This is a genomic window from Pseudomonas sp. Pseusp9 (assembly GCF_059491265.1).
Map to the genome: position 1 here is coordinate 6,413,484 of NZ_CP168500.1, position 15,236 is coordinate 6,428,719.

Genomic DNA, 15,236 nt, shown 5'->3' on the forward strand with positions numbered 1-15,236 from the left:
GGGCCAATTAATTAGCGACATTCTGCACGGAACATGGTCTGTTAAGCACTGAATCTTCAGGAGCAAGGCAGCCCCCATGGATTATTTCGGACCGCATATTTTCGGTTATACCATCGCCCTGCTGCACTCGCTGGGCATGATCGCGGCCATACACGCCGTGCTGACCGTCCGTACCGCCCAAGGCTCGATCGCCTGGGCCCTGTCGCTGCTTTTCATCCCTTACCTCACGCTGATCCCGTACCTGGTGTTCGGCCGCAGCACCTTTGATGGCTATATCAAGGCCCGGCGGCAGGCCAACGAGGAAATGCGCAAGGCTGTCTCCGAACTCAATTGGCGACCCTGGGTGGAAGAAGCACTCACCGCTCGCGCGTCTTCTGCATACGCCTCTCTCAGAGCAATGCCCAAGCTCGGACACATGCCTTGCCTGGCCAACAACCAGATGCGGCTGTTGATCAACGGTCAGGCGACATTCGAGGCGATTTTCGATGCCATCAGCCAGGCGAAGGAAGCCGTGCTGATCCAGTTCTTCATCGTTCACGACGACCGCCTCGGCCAATGCCTGCAATCGCTGCTGTTGAAAAAGGCTTCCGAAGGCGTGGCGATTTATCTGTTGTATGACCGAATCGGCAGCCACTCCCTGCCTCACAGTTACGTGCAGGCCTTGCGTGATGGCGGGGTCGAGGTCAAAGCCTTCGCCACCCGAAGTGGATGGCTCAACCGCTTTCAGGTGAACTTTCGCAACCACCGCAAGATCGTGGTGGTGGACGGCATTCTCGGTTTCGTCGGCGGGCACAACGTCGGTGACGAATACATGGGCGAGAAGCCGCCCCTGGCCCCTTGGCGCGATACCCACGTGCAAGTGCGCGGGCCAGTGGTGGCGTGCATGCAGGAGTCTTTCGCCGAAGACTGGTTCTGGGCCGCTCGTGCACTGCCACCGCTGATCCTGCCCGAGGTTTATCCGGAAGACGGCGTGTTGTGTCAGCTACTCGCCAGCGGTCCGGCCGATGCCTGTGAAACCTGTTCATTGTTCTTTGTCGAGGCCATCCACGCGGCGACAGAACGGGTGTGGATTACCAGCCCGTACTTCATCCCCGACGAAGCCGTGTTCGCGGCGTTGCGCCTGGCGGTACTCCGGGGAGTGGATGTGCGCCTGTTGTTGCCGTCCCGGCCCGACCACCGAATTGTCTACGCCGCCTCCAGCCTCTACGCCTTCGAAGCAGTACGCGCCGGAGTGCGGGTGTTCCGTTACGAACCCGGATTCCTGCACCAGAAAGTGGTGTTGATCGACAGCGAAATCAGCGCCATCGGCAGCGCCAACCTGGACAACCGTTCGTTCCGGCTGAATTTCGAAGTGATGTTGCTGACCGTCGACAGCGCGTTCGCCGCCGAGGTGGAACAGATGCTCAACGATGATTTTGCCAACGCCCACGAAATCGCCAAGGAAGAAGGCCGGGAGACCCACCGCGTCCAACAGCTCGGCATGCGGATCGCCCGGCTGATTTCACCGATTCTCTAGAGGTAGATATCGTCCCGGGTCCATGGCAGTTCATGACTGCCATCGGCGTGGGCCTTCACGGCGAGAATCTGGTGCAGGTTGATCCAGCCGCGAGCGAACGCGTAAGCGCAACCAGCCAGGTACAGGCGCCAGATGCGCAGGACATGTTGCGGTACGAGTCTGGAGGCCGCTTCGAGGTTGTCTTCCAGGCGTTCGCTCCAGTGATCGAGCGTGCGTGCGTAGTGCAGGCGCAGGCTCTCGACGTCGACGATTTCCAGCCCCGCCTCACTGATCTCGGCAGAGATCATCGACAGGTGCGGCAGCTCGCCGTTGGGGAACACATATTTTCCAATGAAGTCACCGGCACCGCGCCCCACCGGACGGCCATCGGTGTATTTGGCGGTGATCCCGTGGTTCATCACCAGGCCACCATCCTTAACCGCGCCGAACAGGGTCTTGCAGTACTCGGCAAGATTGGCGTGGCCGACGTGTTCGAACATGCCGACGCTGACAACCTTGTCGAAACGGCCATCCTGCGGCAGATCGCGATAGTCGAGCAGTTGCAGTTCGACCAGATCCTCCAGGCCTTCCGCTTTTACGCGTTCACGGGCCAGGGCCAACTGCTCCTTGCTGAGGGTGATACCGAACACTTTCGCGCCAAACTCTCGCGCCGCGTAACGTGCCAAACCGCCCCAACCGCAACCCACATCCAGCAGATACTCGCCAGGCTGCAAACGCAGCTTGCGGCACAAATGACGAAACTTGGCTTGTTGGGCCTGCTCGAGGCTTTCGCTGCCAGTCTCGAAGTAAGCGCAGGAATACGCCATGTCGCTGTCGAGCCACAGCTGATAGAACGCGTTGGAAAGGTCGTAGTGGTAAGAGATCGCCTTGGCGTCCATCTCTTTGTCGTGGGCGCTACGAACCGGCTGATTGTCGTCGCCTTCGTCCAGCAACGCCTGGCTCCATTCATCGCAGACGCGGATCACATCGTTGATGGAGCCTTCAAGCTCCAGTTTGCCTTCAACAAAAGCAGCACCAAGAGCGTCCAGGCTTGGATGAGTAAACTGGGTGACCATTTGCGGGTCCTTGACCACAATCGTGACACTGGGCGTCGGCCCCAGATTGAATTCATGGCCATCCCAGAGTCTGAGGCGAAGCGGTAATTGCAGATTCTGTAAGGCCGGTGGAAGATGCGCGAGCATGTAAAACCCCCTTGTTTCAGACGTCTAAACAGAGGGTAGACCATCTATGAAAAATAGCTGGCTATCGAATTAATAGCCATTTTCAATGATTCGCGACGCCTGATCCGGCCGCCGCGAACACACAAAATGATGTGCCCTCATCTTCAATGACTACGAACCGCGCGCACAGTTCTAAAAAGTTGAAGTCTTCGCGACAACCCGGTTTAGAGCGTTCGTCTTCAGGCTTCGTCCTTGAGTTTGAGCAGTGGCTCCTGGAACCGCAGCAAACGGCCGGCATTGCCCAACACCAACAAGGTACTGAGGTTATGCAGCAGCGCCGCAATCATCGCCCCGGCAGCGCCAAGCCAGCCGAACGCGGCAAAGGCCACGATCGCCAGGGTCCAACCCAGCCCGATGATCACATTCACCTGCAATGTCTGGCGGCACTGACGACTCAGGCGCACGCAGGTACCGAGACGGCGCAAGTCACTGCCGATCAGCACGATGTCGGCCGATGCCAGGGCGATGTCCGCGCCGCCAGCGCCCATGGCCACACCGACCACGCCAGCCTTGAGGGCCAGTGAGTCGTTGATGCCATCGCCAACCACCATTGGCCGGAAGCCGCTATCGATCTCCTTGAGCACACGATTGAGTTTGTCTTCGGGCAGCGCTTGCGCTTCGACGTCACTGATCCCGACATCCCGGGCGAGCGTTTGCGCGACGCTGTGCCGGTCACCGGTGAGCAATAACTGGCGACCCAGGCCAAGTTCACGCAACTCACTCAGGGCAAACTGCGCTTCGGGTTTGACGCTGTCGGCCAGCAACAGCCACGCGAGGAACTCTCCATTGAGTGCCAGCCCTGCAATCGGACCGTCGTGATCGGGGACCGTCGTTGTGCTGATACCCAGTTGCGCGAACAGCTCTGGCCGGCCGAGCGCTGCCTCGCCCTGCCCGGTCATCGCCACCACGCCCAGGCCCTGGCGCTCATGAATGTCGGAAAGCAGCAGGAAATGCTCCTGGGTCACCAAGCCCGCCAGCGCTCGACTGACCGGGTGACTGCTGGCCGAACCGAGACTGGCAGCCAGCTTGAGGACATGGCTGCGATCCTCAAGCGGACTGTCGATGGATTGCAGGCGCAAGGTGCCGAAGGTCAGCGTCCCGGTTTTATCGACCACCAGTGAGGTAAGGTCCGCCAACTCTTCAAGGAACGCGGAACTGCGGATCAGAATCCCGTGGCGTGCCGCTACGGCCACCCCGGCAATCGCGGTGGCCGGTGCCGACAACACCAGTGCGCAAGGACAGGCCGCCACCAACACTGCAAGCATCGCTTGAGCGTTGTTGGTGATGAACCAGGTCACGGCGGCCAGCAGCAACACCAGCACCATATAACTGCCGGCGTATCGCTCCAGCAGACGAGTGATCGGCGGCTTCGAACGCTCGGCGTTTTGCATCAGGGCGATGACTTTGCCGAGGGTCGATTCCTCGCCGGTGCGGGTCACTTCGATTCGCAGCAGACCGTCGAGGTTGATCGCGCCACCAAACACCGACATGCCCACGCCCGCCTCCATCGGTACCGATTCGCCGGTAATGGAGGCGGTGTCCAGACTGGCCTGCCCGGATAACACCCGGCCATCTGCCGGTACCCGGTCCCCGGCGCGCACCTCGACCCGATCACCAGCCTTGAGCGTGCCGTTGTCGACTTCGATGATGGAGCCATCTGCCTGCACCTTGCGCGCATGGCTGCGGGTCAGTTTGCCGAGGGCGTGAATCGCTTCCTGGGAACCGATCACGCTGCGCTCTTCCAGCACGTGGCCGAAAATCATGATGATCGGCAACAGCGCCGCCGTCAGCAGATCGCCGGTAGCCCACGCACCCAGCATGGCCAGGGCGATCAATTGATCGGTGATGCCGTGCAGGCTCGGATAACGCAAGCTGTACCAGGCCGAGCGCATGACCGGCACAGCGACCAGCAACGAGGCGAACCCCAGCAGCAACTGACTGATACCTGTCTGCTCCGGCGCCAGCCATCGCCAGATCAGGCCCAGCGCAAGCAGGCCCAATGCGAGCATGGCCAGGGTCAGTTGGCGCGCGGCGCTACGTTGTTCTGCCGAAGACAACATGCTCGGCGCGGTGGCGGTTTGCGCAGTCATTGTGCAGCTCCCTGAATGATCAGGCGGGAATCGTCTTTGGGATCGACCGTCGTGACCGAACCGGCCTGGCCGAGAATTTTCGGCATCCGCTCGCGATAGATGCGCAGCAGCATTTGCGGATCAGTCCCCTGCTGCTGCGCCTTGGCCAGGCTCAACACGGTGGCGGTATCTGCCGAGGCTTTGGCCAGTCGCTCGCTCGCCTGGGCATGGGCCACTTGCAGCGTACGGTCGGCTTGTTCGTTAGCGGTCTGCGTCAACTTCTCGGCTTCGGTGCGGGCATTGGCGACAGCCTTGTCGGCTTGTTGGCTGGCCGTGAGTACCGCGTTGAAAGCGTTCACCGCGGGGCTGGGCAAACTCGATTGCACATCGACCCGCGCCACTTCGATCCCCAAGCCTTGCCCTGTTGCAGTCAGTTCGGCCAGGCGTTGATTGATGCCCTGCACCAGATCACCACGCAAGCGCTCGCGTCGTTCCGCCGCCTGGCTATCGGCGCCGATCAATTCCGGACGAGCGACCAGAATGGTATCCAGATCCCGGGCGGCCGTAAGCGCAACCGCGCTACGGGTCACCAGACGATCCAGAGCCGGCAACACGTGTTCGCCCTGAAGCACGAACGCATAAGGCTCGGTGACTTTGTAAAAAACCCGCACATCGAGTTGCACCACTCCGGCATCACCGGTTAACAGATAGCCGGAACCTGCAAGGGCATCGCTGATGGGCGTGGCAAAACTGGCCACCCGATCCGCCTGAACCGCGGCACCACTGCGCAACAGACTGTCCACTCGCCGCTCGATCACCCGATCCGCCGCCGGCAACAAAATCACCTGTTCAAACGGTTGCGGCCAAGCCAATAGCAGCCCGGCATTCTGGATGCGATCCAGCGCGCCGAAATGCAAAACCACCGCTCGATTTTGTGGATCGATCTGCCGCACATTGGAAAACGCCCACGCCAGCGCCGCCAATACCGTCACCACGTACAGGGCAATAAACGCCAACCGCCCGGCCTGAATCCAGGGGCTGCTCAACTCATTTGTTCCACGTGGAACCAAACTCATGGCTGCGATCCGGACTTGTTGTCGAGGCTTGGCGGACCGTCAACCAACACCCGGAACGGTGCGGCGTCGGTGCGCAGAATCAGTTTGGTTCCGGGCGTGACCACCGTGCCCAGGGTATCGAGCGAGCGCAGCAGGTTGTAGAGCTGCGGCGATCCAGCATAGGCACGCCCATAAATCTGCGCCGCTTCGACCCGTGATTGCGCTTCGATATCCGCCGCTTTCACGGTGGCATCGGCCTGCACAATACGTGCATCTCGCTCGGCGGCGGAACGAATTTGCGCGGCTTCACGCTTGCCGATCGCCGTGCGTTCAGTGGCGATGGTTTCACGCTCGGCGCGCATCCGGTCGACGGTCGCGGTGAGCGTCACCGAAGGCAGCGTCAATCGTTCAATACCGACCTGCAACACGCGCACGCCATAAGTGGTGAGCAGTTGCTGATCGATCTGCTTGCGCAGTTGGGCTTCGAAATCGGCGATGCGCACCTGGCTGGCATCGGTATTCACCAGGTTCGCCAGATCAAAACTGCTGGCGGTGGTTTCCAGCGCGGAACCGACAAAGGTACGAATCTGCCGCGCGGCTTCATCGGGCTGGTTCTGCACTGCGCGCATGAAACGTTGCACATTGTCTGGATCGCCCTGTACCTGCCACGCCACGTAGGCCTGGACGATGATGCGCAAACCGTCCCGGGTACCGACATCCTGCAAACCGCTGGACGTGGTGCGCAGCCGCAGATCCACCGGGATTGCTGCCTCGAACGGTGCCGGCCAGCGCCAGCCCAGCCCCGGTTCCAGCAAGACGCGTGAAGGGTTGCCGAAGCGTGTGATCACCGTGGCCTCACCTGAACGCACCTGCACCAGGCTTGCGGCAGCGACGGCAAACGCCACCAGCAATGCAGCCCACCCCATGCGACGCCACGGGAATGGACCGGCCTCTTGCGGGTCGCCGTGGTGGTGATGATGGTGATGGCCGTGGTGGTGATGCCCGCCATGACCGTGATCGTGGCCGGCGTGGTCATCGTGATCGTGAGTATGCGACTGGCTCAATTGGCAGCTCCTGGCTGAGCGGTTTTACGCGACGGCGCAGGGTCAACCGGCAGCGTGAACGTACGGAGGTCGATGGTCGGCGCATTGCTGCTGCCGCCCAGACGATGATCAAGAACCAACAACTTGGCATTGGCCAAGCCCTGGGACAATTGACTGAAATATTGCTCCAGCACAAAGGCCTGACCAGCGCTGGCGTAGGCTTTCTGTTCGGCGCTGAATTTCAGGTCCGTGGCCTGGGCGCCAGCATTGATTTCACGGGCGCTGGCCGTCGCCTGATCGCGGGCGATGCTTGCTTGCAACTGCGCCTGGTTGGTGGCCTCGGCAGCGGCGCCGCGTTCCCGGGCGATCAGCGCTTGCGCAGCAATCTGCGCGGCTTGCACGCCGTGATAGGCGTTGGCTGCACCGGCCGGCGGGTGAATCGCCTCGACCACCGTGGCAAGAATTTCCACGCCGCTGTCGAGTTTTTGCAGGTCAGCCTGGACGGCTCGGCCGATTTCTTCGGCCAGCCCTACCCTGTCCTCACCCAGCAAACCGTCGAGGGTGCGCGAGGCGAAATCGTGAACCAGGATTCGGCTGGCGGTGCTGCGAATCAACATCGGCACATCGGCACTGTTATAGGTCGCGGCCAACGCCGCCTCATCGCTCAGGCCAATGCGATAGACGAAGCGCACGTCCATGTTGACGATCTGAAAGCTCTGCTTGTCGGCTCGGCTGCTGGCGATCACCTGGGACTTGTCGTTCACATGGCTGGCGTCCCACAGGCGATTGGCAATTGCCGGGGCCGGACCTTCGGCGGGGTCGGCCTGAGCGGGGGCCGAGGTTTCGCCAACACTGGTGGCCAATTCGTGAACCACGCCATTCTCGATGTTCAATACGCGTCCCAATGGCCACGGCAAGCCCATATGCAAACCTGGGCCAAACACCTCCACTGGTTTGCCGAACCGCTCGTAGATGCCACGCCCTTGCAGCGCAATTTCGTGAATGCCAGTCAGCGACCAGCCAACCAGCGCAACCACTGCCAGCACCGGCAGGAACGCCCGACGTATATAAGTGAAGGCCCAGATCTGCCGCAGATCGATGCCGAAGCGGTTATGCAATTCGTGCTGCAACGCCAGCAATGGCTGCGGTGGCCAGCGCAGCATGTCAGCGACAAAGCTGCGCGCCAGCAGCTCCGGCTCAAGACGTTCGCGGCGCGGGCTGAATAATGACAACACCGCGCGCAGCAACAGTTCTGCCGCCACCAACCCCGGCAGCAGGCCGATCAACACCGCCAGGCGTACGGGCCATACCGAGGTTTCATTGGCAAACAACAGGCAAAACGCACCGAGTACCAGACTGATGATCACCACACGAATCAATTGAGCCAACGCGGTGGCTTCAGGCCATTGCGCAGTGTTTTCCTGCGCCAGATGGCGTTCCAGCACCAACAGGCCGAAGGCCAACAGCAAGGTGCACGCGGCACCGACGGTGGCCGCCAGGCCCAGTGCTGACGGGGGCAACGCAAGGTTCCAGGCCTGTTCGACGCCCAATATCGCCAGCAATGCCCAGCCGCCAAGCCACAGCGTCGGCGCGCCGATTTGCCCGAGCAAGTGCCGGGATTGCTGGCCGATCCGGTCCAGCAAGCGTTCATACCACCCGGCAGGGGCGACAGGTTCGTCGACAACGACCACCGGCACCACGGGATTCATGGCGCGGGCACGCCACCGGGCGACCCACCAGGCCGATTGCACACCCGCCATCAACACGACAAACGCCATGCTCAGGTTCAGCAGCAACGCTGGCCACAATGTTTGCGACGTAAACAACCCGGCAAAAAGCGCCAGCAGCACACCCACCGTCGCGAGTACGCCCGCACCGATGGCGAACTGGCGCAAACGCCGCCCTTGAATGAACGCCTGCTGAAAGCGCGGCAACCCGGCTAACGGCGTTTCATCAACATCGAGATCGACTTGCATACCACCCCAGAGTGTCTTCGCTTACATGGCAATTCGTTACGATATAACGAAAAAGGTGAAATTTCCGTACTCAAGCGCGCTATCTAAAAATGCCCAACCTGTCGCCTACCTGAAGCCTTGACCGAAATGCTTCAGAACGCACATATTACGTTCGTAATTTTATTCAGGAACTACTTTTACCGATCTCTTTCCCTTTCGATCCAGGAGTACATTCATGAGCACTTATGACGTCGTGATACTCGGCGGTGGCCCCGGCGGTTACAACGCGGCGATCCGCGCCGGACAACTGGGTCTGAAAGCCGCCTGCGTGGAAGGACGCGCCACACTCGGCGGCACCTGCCTGAACGTCGGCTGCATGCCATCCAAGGCGTTGTTGCATGCCTCCGAACTGTACGACGCGGCCATGGGCGCGGAATTCGCCAATCTGGGGATCGAAGTCAAACCCGTACTCAATCTCAACCAGATGATGAAGCAAAAGGATGAAAGCGTTACCGGGCTGACCAAGGGCATCGAGTTTCTTTTCCGCAAAAACAAGGTCGACTGGATCAGAGGCTGGGGCCATATCGACGGACCGGGCAAAGTCACGGTGACCGATAGTGCTGGTGGCAAGACCGCACTGAGCGCCAGGGACATCATCATCGCCACCGGTTCCGAGCCCACGCCCCTGCCCGGCGTGGACATCGATAACAAACGCATCCTCGACTCCACCGGCGCCCTGGCACTGACCGAAGTGCCCAAGCATCTGGTGGTGATCGGCGCCGGTGTGATCGGCCTGGAGCTGGGCTCGGTATGGCGGCGCCTTGGGGCGCAGGTAACGGTGGTCGAGTTTCTCGACCGGATCTGCCCCGGTGTGGACATCGAAGCCGGCAAAACCCTGCAGCGCTCCCTGAGCAAACAAGGCTTGAGTTTCAAGTTGAGCTCAAAAGTGACCAGCGCCACCACCTCCGCCACCGGTGTGCAGCTCAGCATCGAGCCTGCTGCAGGCGGTGCCGCGCAATTGCTTGAAGCCGATTACGTGCTGGTGGCCATCGGGCGCCGACCTTATACAAAGGGCCTGGGCCTGGAGAACGTCGGCCTCGCCACGGACAAGCGCGGCATGCTCGCCAACAAGGGGCATCGCACCGAAGCCGTCGGGGTCTGGGTGATTGGTGACGTGACCTCCGGCCCCATGCTCGCCCACAAGGCCGAGGACGAAGCCATGGCCTGCGTCGAGCAGATGGTCGGCAAGGCTGGCGAGGTCAATTACAACCTGATCCCCAGTGTGGTCTACACCAAACCGGAGCTGGCCAGCGTCGGCAAGACCGAAGAGCAACTCAAGGCTGAAGGCCGGGCGTACAAGGTCGGCAAATTTCCCTTTACCGCCAACAGTCGGGCGAAGATCAACCACGAAACCGAAGGCTTCGCCAAAGTGCTGGCCGATGAGCGCACGGACGAAATCCTCGGCGTGCACCTGGTCGGCCCGAGCGTCAGTGAAATGATTGGCGAGTATTGCGTGGCCATGGAGTTCAGCGCCTCGGCCGAGGACATCGCCCTGACGTGCCACCCGCACCCGACCCGCTCAGAGGCCTTGCGCCAGGCGGCAATGAATGTGGAGGGGATGGCGACGCAGATGTAGATCCGGAGGACTTGGGTGACAGATCGATCGCCATCGCGAACAGGCTTGCTCCTACAGGGTTTGCGTTGTACCTGTAGGAGCGAGCCTGCTCGCGATGCAAACGACTCGGTCTACAGCGGCAAATGCTCCAGCGGCAACGCCCCCGGCGCCTTCACCGTGTGAATCGCAAAGTTGCTGCGGATGTCGCTCACACCCGGCAGCTTCAACAAACGCCCGGTGAGAAACCGGTCATAGGCACGCAAGTCCGGCACCACCACCTGCAGCAGAAAATCCGACTCCCCTGACACCAGAAACGCCGAAATAACCTCGGGCAATGCCGTCACCGCCAGGCGAAAGGCTTCAGCTTGTTCGTCGTTATGACGCTCGACCTTGACCCCGACAAACACCGTCAGCCCCAACCCCACCTCATCGCGATCCAGATTGGCCTGGTAACCGCGAATCACCCCCGCTTCTTCAAGCATCCGCACCCGGCGCAGGCAAGGCGATGCAGACAGGCCGATCTCGTCCGCCAGTTGCACATTGCTCAGGCGGCCATCCCGTTGCAGCGCGGCGAGAATCTTGCGGTCGTAGGCATCGAGTTTCATGGTTTGGCAGATCCTGATGGCTCAAGTATGAATAAGTGGCAGATTATGCCAATACAGATGCCGATAGAAGCTAACAACGCAAGCACCTGCCCTGCCCCTCAGCCGTAGACTGGCATGACCGAATCGACAACGAATGGGGTGCAACATGCAGGGGCTCTGGCTGTTTTTCATGGCGCTGGCGGTGGTCTATCTGTTGCCGGGGCCAGACATGATCCTGCTGTTGCAGACCGGTGCCCGCCAGGGCAAAGGCGCCGCGCTGGCGACGGCCGTGGGGTTGGGCATCGCCCGTGGTTGCCATGTGGCATTGGCGGCGCTGGGGCTGGCGGCACTGTTCAAGGCAGCGCCCTGGACCTTCGATGTGGTGCGCCTGGCCGGTGCTGCTTATCTGCTGTGGATCGGTATTCAGTGCCTGCGAACCACGATGCTGCCGAGCTTGACCGGCGCCGACACAACCGGCGAAAAACCGCGCTGGGGCGCCGCCATCCGACGCGGGCTGCTGACCAACCTGCTCAACCCCAAGGCACTGTTGTTCTGCTCGGTACTGCTACCGCAATTCATCAATCCACAGGCCGGACCGGTACTCGGGCAATTTGCAACGCTGGGCGTGGTGCTGGTCGGTGTCGGTTTGCTGTTCGACAGCGCCTACGCCCTGGTCGGCGCGGCGCTCGGCCGCTGGCTGCAACGCAGCCCCTCAGCCCAGCGCCTGCAACAATGGTTGTTCGGCAGCCTGTTGATCGGTTTCGCCGTACGGCTGACCTTTGTGCAACAGGCTTGAACCTCACTGCGCCTTGCGGCGGCGATTGAACAACCACAGCGCGGCTGCCGCGACCGCCAGGACGCCACCGACCTGTAGCGGCGTCTTGTACGGGCGCAAGGCCGAACGCGCAGCGTCGGTGACTTGGGTCACGTAGCGTTTGTCGGCGTTCTCGAAGTCGGGGTAAGGGCATTGGTGGCCGAAATCGGCAGCCCATTCCACGTAAGGCCCTTCTTTGACATAGCGCTGATAAATCGCACTTTGCTCTGCAAGGCTGCTGTTCCACCCTGACGCCTCGCACAGCACCGCCGCAAACGCCTGGCTGGTGTGAGGCAAGTTATCCGCGGCATTGCTCGCCAGCGCCGTGGCCACGAAGCGATAGTGGTAACGCTGGTCAGGCTGGGCAGCGCTGGCCTGCTGACGTTTCACTTCGTCCTCGGCCACCAAAGGACCGACATCGAGTTCGGTGTTTTCGAGAACGTAGTTACCGCCGAACGTGGCGTAATCCGGCGCCATTTCATAGCCCAGAATGTCCATGCCCCACTCACGCGCCGTCCAGGCCGCATTGAACAGCGCGGCGGCGCGACGGGTCGGCCACCAGGCCGAATCAGCCGCCAGGCGTTGCTCGCCATACAGCCTGGCCTTGTGCCGCAAGTCATCGTTGTCGAAATAAGGCAGCGCTTGCTCGTAATGCCCCTCGCGCAACAAACGTCGCCCCAGCAGATTGCGCAGGCTCGCCGCCACCGGCAAGGGCACGTAGTTGTCGCGGTCCTGCTGGCTGAGCGGCGGCGGGGCCGGTACTTGTGTGTCGACGTAGTGCTTGAGCTCTTCGAGGGTCAACACGCGCTCGGCCACGGTGGCGGCGTCGAACCAGTAAATGCTTTGGCTGCGATACAACTGATCGAAGGCTTGCAGGTAATCCCCGCGTTGCAGGGCCAGGATCGCACTCTCACCCTCGACCCGGCATTTGGGCTGCAGCGTTTCGTAATCGAAGTCCGGGGTCCGTCGCTCGCCCCAGGACTCATTCTGCGGAAAGGCCTGGGCCGCTTTGGCATAGGCTGCGGCGGCCGCGGCTTTATCGCCCTCGCGCACCGCCAGTTTTGCCCGCAGCCACCAGGCCAACCCGCCATCGCCGGCATGTTCGAGGAAAGCCTTGGCACTGGCGTAATCGCCCTGTTGATAATTCATCGCCGCCAGGCGGTCGGCGTTTTCGAGACTGCCACGGGTGCTGTTTTGCAGCAGCTTGATCATTTTCTGTTCGTTGGCGGGTTGATCGCCGAATGACCAACCCAACCGGCTGATCAGCGACGCGGTCACCAATTGCTGCACGGGCTGGCCCTTGAGCAACTCGGCCACTTGATCATCCGGCAGCGCCATCAAGTCCGTCATCAATTGCTTGAGCGAGTCATGGCCCACCGTAGAGCCGTGCAGATTTTGCGTGGCGTACAACTCGATGGCACGGTTCCAGTCCCCGGCGGTGCGCACCACCCGGGCTTCTTCGCCGAGGCTGGCGACACCCAGCTCCAGTGGATCGCTGAAGCCGTCGATGCTCAGTTGCCGGGTCTGCTCAAAGGCCTTGCGCGATTGTTCGAGCAGATCCGGACCCGCGTTGGCTTCGGTGCTCATGGCGAACAACGCGCGCCCCAGCGAGTAAGCCGCCCAGGTGCTGCGCGAAGCCCGTTGTTCTGCGGGCAAGGCCAGCACTTGCTTGAAATACCCGGCGGCCAGGGCCGCATCACCCGCGCCAAATGCCACGGCGCCCGCCAGGTACAACCTGAGCTCGGGTGGCAGTTGCGCCCCTTCGGTTTCAACCTGACGGGCATCGGTCAGGCTGCGCAGGTGTTTCACCAACACTTGTTGTTCAGCGGCAAGCTCCGCCTGCTCGGCCAGATCCCGCTGCGCTACAAGATCAGGTTCATCACCGTAGTGGACGCCTGCGGTGACGTTCTTCAATCCTTTGATGGCGTGGCCGAGGCGGTTGATCTCGAAGCCGAAGTTGCCTTCCGGCAGTTCCGCCAGCGACTGGCCACGGTTATCCAGCAGGCGCATGGGAAAGTCCGGGCCGCAGGCCAGCACCGAACCCAGCGGCAGGCTGAGGCTCAGGCAAAGCAAATGACGCGGCCAGTTACGGGTGAACATTCGAACCTCCTTGATCAATGTGTGCGCAGCGAGCCCAACCAATGGCACGCTGCCCGCCGGCCGGTATTCGACCGTCGCGCAGGCGGGTGAAGGTAAGCAGATCCGGACGCTGTTGCAACGCGTAACCGGCCAGGGCATCGGCCCCCTCACAACCACTGACCACCAGTGTCAGGCGTTCGGGCCAGGCGCGGTCGAGATTGCCCTGGTTGCTGATGCCGATGTCATAGAGGCCATTGTCGGCCAAGAGTTGCAGCGTCAATCGACTGTCGAGGACATCACCGCGAGCCACGGCGCGCAAGGTGGCCAGACTCCAGGCCCGGCGGTCATTTGCCAGTGGCAGGCGAAACCAGATCAGGCCCGCCAGATGTTTCGGTGGATCGGCGCGCAGTTCGCTGCCGAGGGTGCGCAATACCTGTGGATCGGCCAGTAATTCCTGGCGCAGGCCTTCATGCTCCAGGGTCACCTCGCTTTCCACAACAGGCGCGCCACCCGTCGACGGCAGCAACGCCACGCCATAGGCCGGCAGCGCCAGATAAAAAGGTTTTGTCGTGACGCGGCTCCAGGCCTTCGCCCATTGCCGGGCCTGATCGGCATCAAACAAACCGCGACGCGGATCGCTCACCGCATGTACCTGCAACACGCTGCTGTCGACTGTGGATAACAACGCCGGCAGTTCGCGACTGTCGAGCCAGGACGGCAATGCGGTGATGCTCAGCGGCAGCGAAGTCGGCAACGCTTCACGCAAACGCGCGAGAAATTCGCGGTACGCCGGCAGCCGGGCATTACCCGCATCGTAGTCGATTTCCACGCCGGCGAGATTCAACCCTTGTCCCTGCCAATCGCTGATCACCTGGCGGATTTGCGCTGTGATCTCGTCCTGATCCAGCGCCTTGAGCTGCCCATCCAGGCGAACCACCGCAATCACCGGCCGGCCGTCGCGCTCGAGCAACTGCCTATCCACCCGAGCTCGGCTCCAGCCCGCGTTGGGGAAGGCCTGCAAGGCCAGCACCCGCAACGCCGAAAAGTCTGCACGGCTGTCCCTGAGGGCGGCGTCGTGGGCCGGCGTCCATTGCCGCTGCCAGACGTAGAGTTGCTGATCCAGCGGCGGTGCGTCCTGTCTTTCGCAACCGGAGGTTAGCGCCAGCGCCATCAGCAAGGCGATCGAGCGAGTGAAAAAAACCATTAAAACGCCTGTTCCTGAAATGCAGAAAGGGCCTGTGCGGCCCTTGTTCGTTCTACCCCTACCCTACTCAGCCATCGACCGA

General features: G+C 61.6%; 11 protein-coding genes. 3 read left to right on the forward strand and 8 right to left on the reverse strand.

The features are described from left to right. The first annotated feature begins 76 nt into the window (after positions 1-76). On the forward strand, positions 77-1,516 hold the full coding sequence (cls, locus tag ACEN8E_RS29345; protein ID WP_495590828.1) for a cardiolipin synthase: 1,440 nt from the start codon (positions 77-79) through the stop codon (positions 1,514-1,516). On the opposite strand, the gene cfaB is transcribed toward cls, so the two are convergent. The 5 genes from cfaB to ACEN8E_RS29370 all read right to left on the reverse strand — a co-directional run bounded on the left by cfaB (position 1,513) and on the right by ACEN8E_RS29370 (position 8,879). Beyond that, on the reverse strand, positions 1,513-2,697 hold the full coding sequence (gene cfaB / locus ACEN8E_RS29350; RefSeq protein WP_495590829.1) for a C17 cyclopropane fatty acid synthase CfaB: 1,185 nt from the start codon (positions 2,695-2,697) through the stop codon (positions 1,513-1,515). The genes cls and cfaB overlap by 4 nt on opposite strands. A gap of 218 nt (positions 2,698-2,915) precedes the next feature. Beyond that, entirely contained in the window at positions 2,916-4,826 is a 1,911-nt protein-coding gene (locus ACEN8E_RS29355; RefSeq protein WP_495590830.1) for a cation-translocating P-type ATPase, read from the reverse strand. Continuing rightward, positions 4,823-5,881, reverse strand: a complete 1,059-nt coding sequence (hflK, locus tag ACEN8E_RS29360) for a protease modulator HflK (protein WP_495590831.1) — start codon at positions 5,879-5,881, stop codon at positions 4,823-4,825. Before hflK ends, ACEN8E_RS29355 begins: the two co-directional genes overlap by 4 nt. Beyond that, on the reverse strand, positions 5,878-6,924 hold the full coding sequence (gene hflC / locus ACEN8E_RS29365; RefSeq protein WP_495590832.1) for a protease modulator HflC: 1,047 nt from the start codon (positions 6,922-6,924) through the stop codon (positions 5,878-5,880). The genes hflK and hflC overlap by 4 nt, the downstream gene beginning before the upstream one ends. Next, a complete protein-coding gene (locus ACEN8E_RS29370; protein WP_495590833.1) occupies positions 6,921-8,879 on the reverse strand; it encodes an SPFH domain-containing protein in 1,959 nt (652 codons plus the stop codon). Before ACEN8E_RS29370 ends, hflC begins: the two co-directional genes overlap by 4 nt. Positions 8,880-9,093: 214 nt before the next feature. Between ACEN8E_RS29370 and lpdA the strand changes: the two genes are divergently transcribed. Then, on the forward strand, positions 9,094-10,494 hold the full coding sequence (gene lpdA, locus ACEN8E_RS29375; RefSeq protein WP_495590834.1) for a dihydrolipoyl dehydrogenase: 1,401 nt from the start codon (positions 9,094-9,096) through the stop codon (positions 10,492-10,494). 110 nt (positions 10,495-10,604) lie between these two features. Here lpdA and ACEN8E_RS29380 read toward each other — a convergent pair whose 3' ends face one another. Next, positions 10,605-11,078 (reverse strand): Lrp/AsnC family transcriptional regulator, encoded by a 474-nt coding sequence (locus tag ACEN8E_RS29380; protein ID WP_007969928.1) that lies wholly within the window; start codon positions 11,076-11,078, stop codon positions 10,605-10,607. Positions 11,079-11,223: 145 nt separating this feature from the next. Between ACEN8E_RS29380 and ACEN8E_RS29385 the strand changes: the two genes are divergently transcribed. Next, the gene (locus ACEN8E_RS29385) at positions 11,224-11,853 is read left to right on the forward strand and encodes a LysE family translocator (RefSeq protein WP_495590835.1); all 630 of its coding nucleotides are present in this window, start codon (positions 11,224-11,226) and stop codon (positions 11,851-11,853) included. Positions 11,854-11,856: 3 nt separating this feature from the next. Here ACEN8E_RS29385 and ACEN8E_RS29390 read toward each other — a convergent pair whose 3' ends face one another. Both ACEN8E_RS29390 and ACEN8E_RS29395 read right to left on the reverse strand, forming a co-directional pair. Beyond that, complete coding sequence (locus ACEN8E_RS29390; protein ID WP_495590836.1) at positions 11,857-13,971, reverse strand: hypothetical protein; 2,115 nt, start codon at positions 13,969-13,971, stop codon at positions 11,857-11,859. Then, positions 13,958-15,154 carry a DUF3142 domain-containing protein gene (locus ACEN8E_RS29395; RefSeq protein ID WP_495590837.1) on the reverse strand — a complete coding sequence of 399 codons (1,197 nt, stop codon included), beginning with the start codon at positions 15,152-15,154 and terminating at the stop codon, positions 13,958-13,960. The genes ACEN8E_RS29390 and ACEN8E_RS29395 overlap by 14 nt, the downstream gene beginning before the upstream one ends. Between the last annotated feature and the right edge of the window lie 82 nt (positions 15,155-15,236).

Excerpts from the sequence above, each read along its gene's own strand:
- cls (WP_495590828.1), top strand. The coding sequence starts at position 77 with ATGGATTATTTCGGACCGCATATTTTCGGTTATACCATCGCCCTGCTG.
- ACEN8E_RS29370 (WP_495590833.1), bottom strand. The coding sequence starts at position 8,879 with ATGCAAGTCGATCTCGATGTTGATGAAACGCCGTTAGCCGGGTTGCCG.
- ACEN8E_RS29390 (WP_495590836.1), bottom strand. The coding sequence starts at position 13,971 with ATGTTCACCCGTAACTGGCCGCGTCATTTGCTTTGCCTGAGCCTCAGC.
- ACEN8E_RS29395 (WP_495590837.1), bottom strand. The coding sequence starts at position 15,154 with ATGGTTTTTTTCACTCGCTCGATCGCCTTGCTGATGGCGCTGGCGCTA.
- cfaB (WP_495590829.1), bottom strand. The coding sequence starts at position 2,697 with ATGCTCGCGCATCTTCCACCGGCCTTACAGAATCTGCAATTACCGCTT.
- ACEN8E_RS29380 (WP_007969928.1), bottom strand. The coding sequence starts at position 11,078 with ATGAAACTCGATGCCTACGACCGCAAGATTCTCGCCGCGCTGCAACGG.
- ACEN8E_RS29355 (WP_495590830.1), bottom strand. The coding sequence starts at position 4,826 with ATGACTGCGCAAACCGCCACCGCGCCGAGCATGTTGTCTTCGGCAGAA.
- ACEN8E_RS29385 (WP_495590835.1), top strand. The coding sequence starts at position 11,224 with ATGCAGGGGCTCTGGCTGTTTTTCATGGCGCTGGCGGTGGTCTATCTG.
- lpdA (WP_495590834.1), top strand. The coding sequence starts at position 9,094 with ATGAGCACTTATGACGTCGTGATACTCGGCGGTGGCCCCGGCGGTTAC.
- hflK (WP_495590831.1), bottom strand. The coding sequence starts at position 5,881 with ATGAGTTTGGTTCCACGTGGAACAAATGAGTTGAGCAGCCCCTGGATT.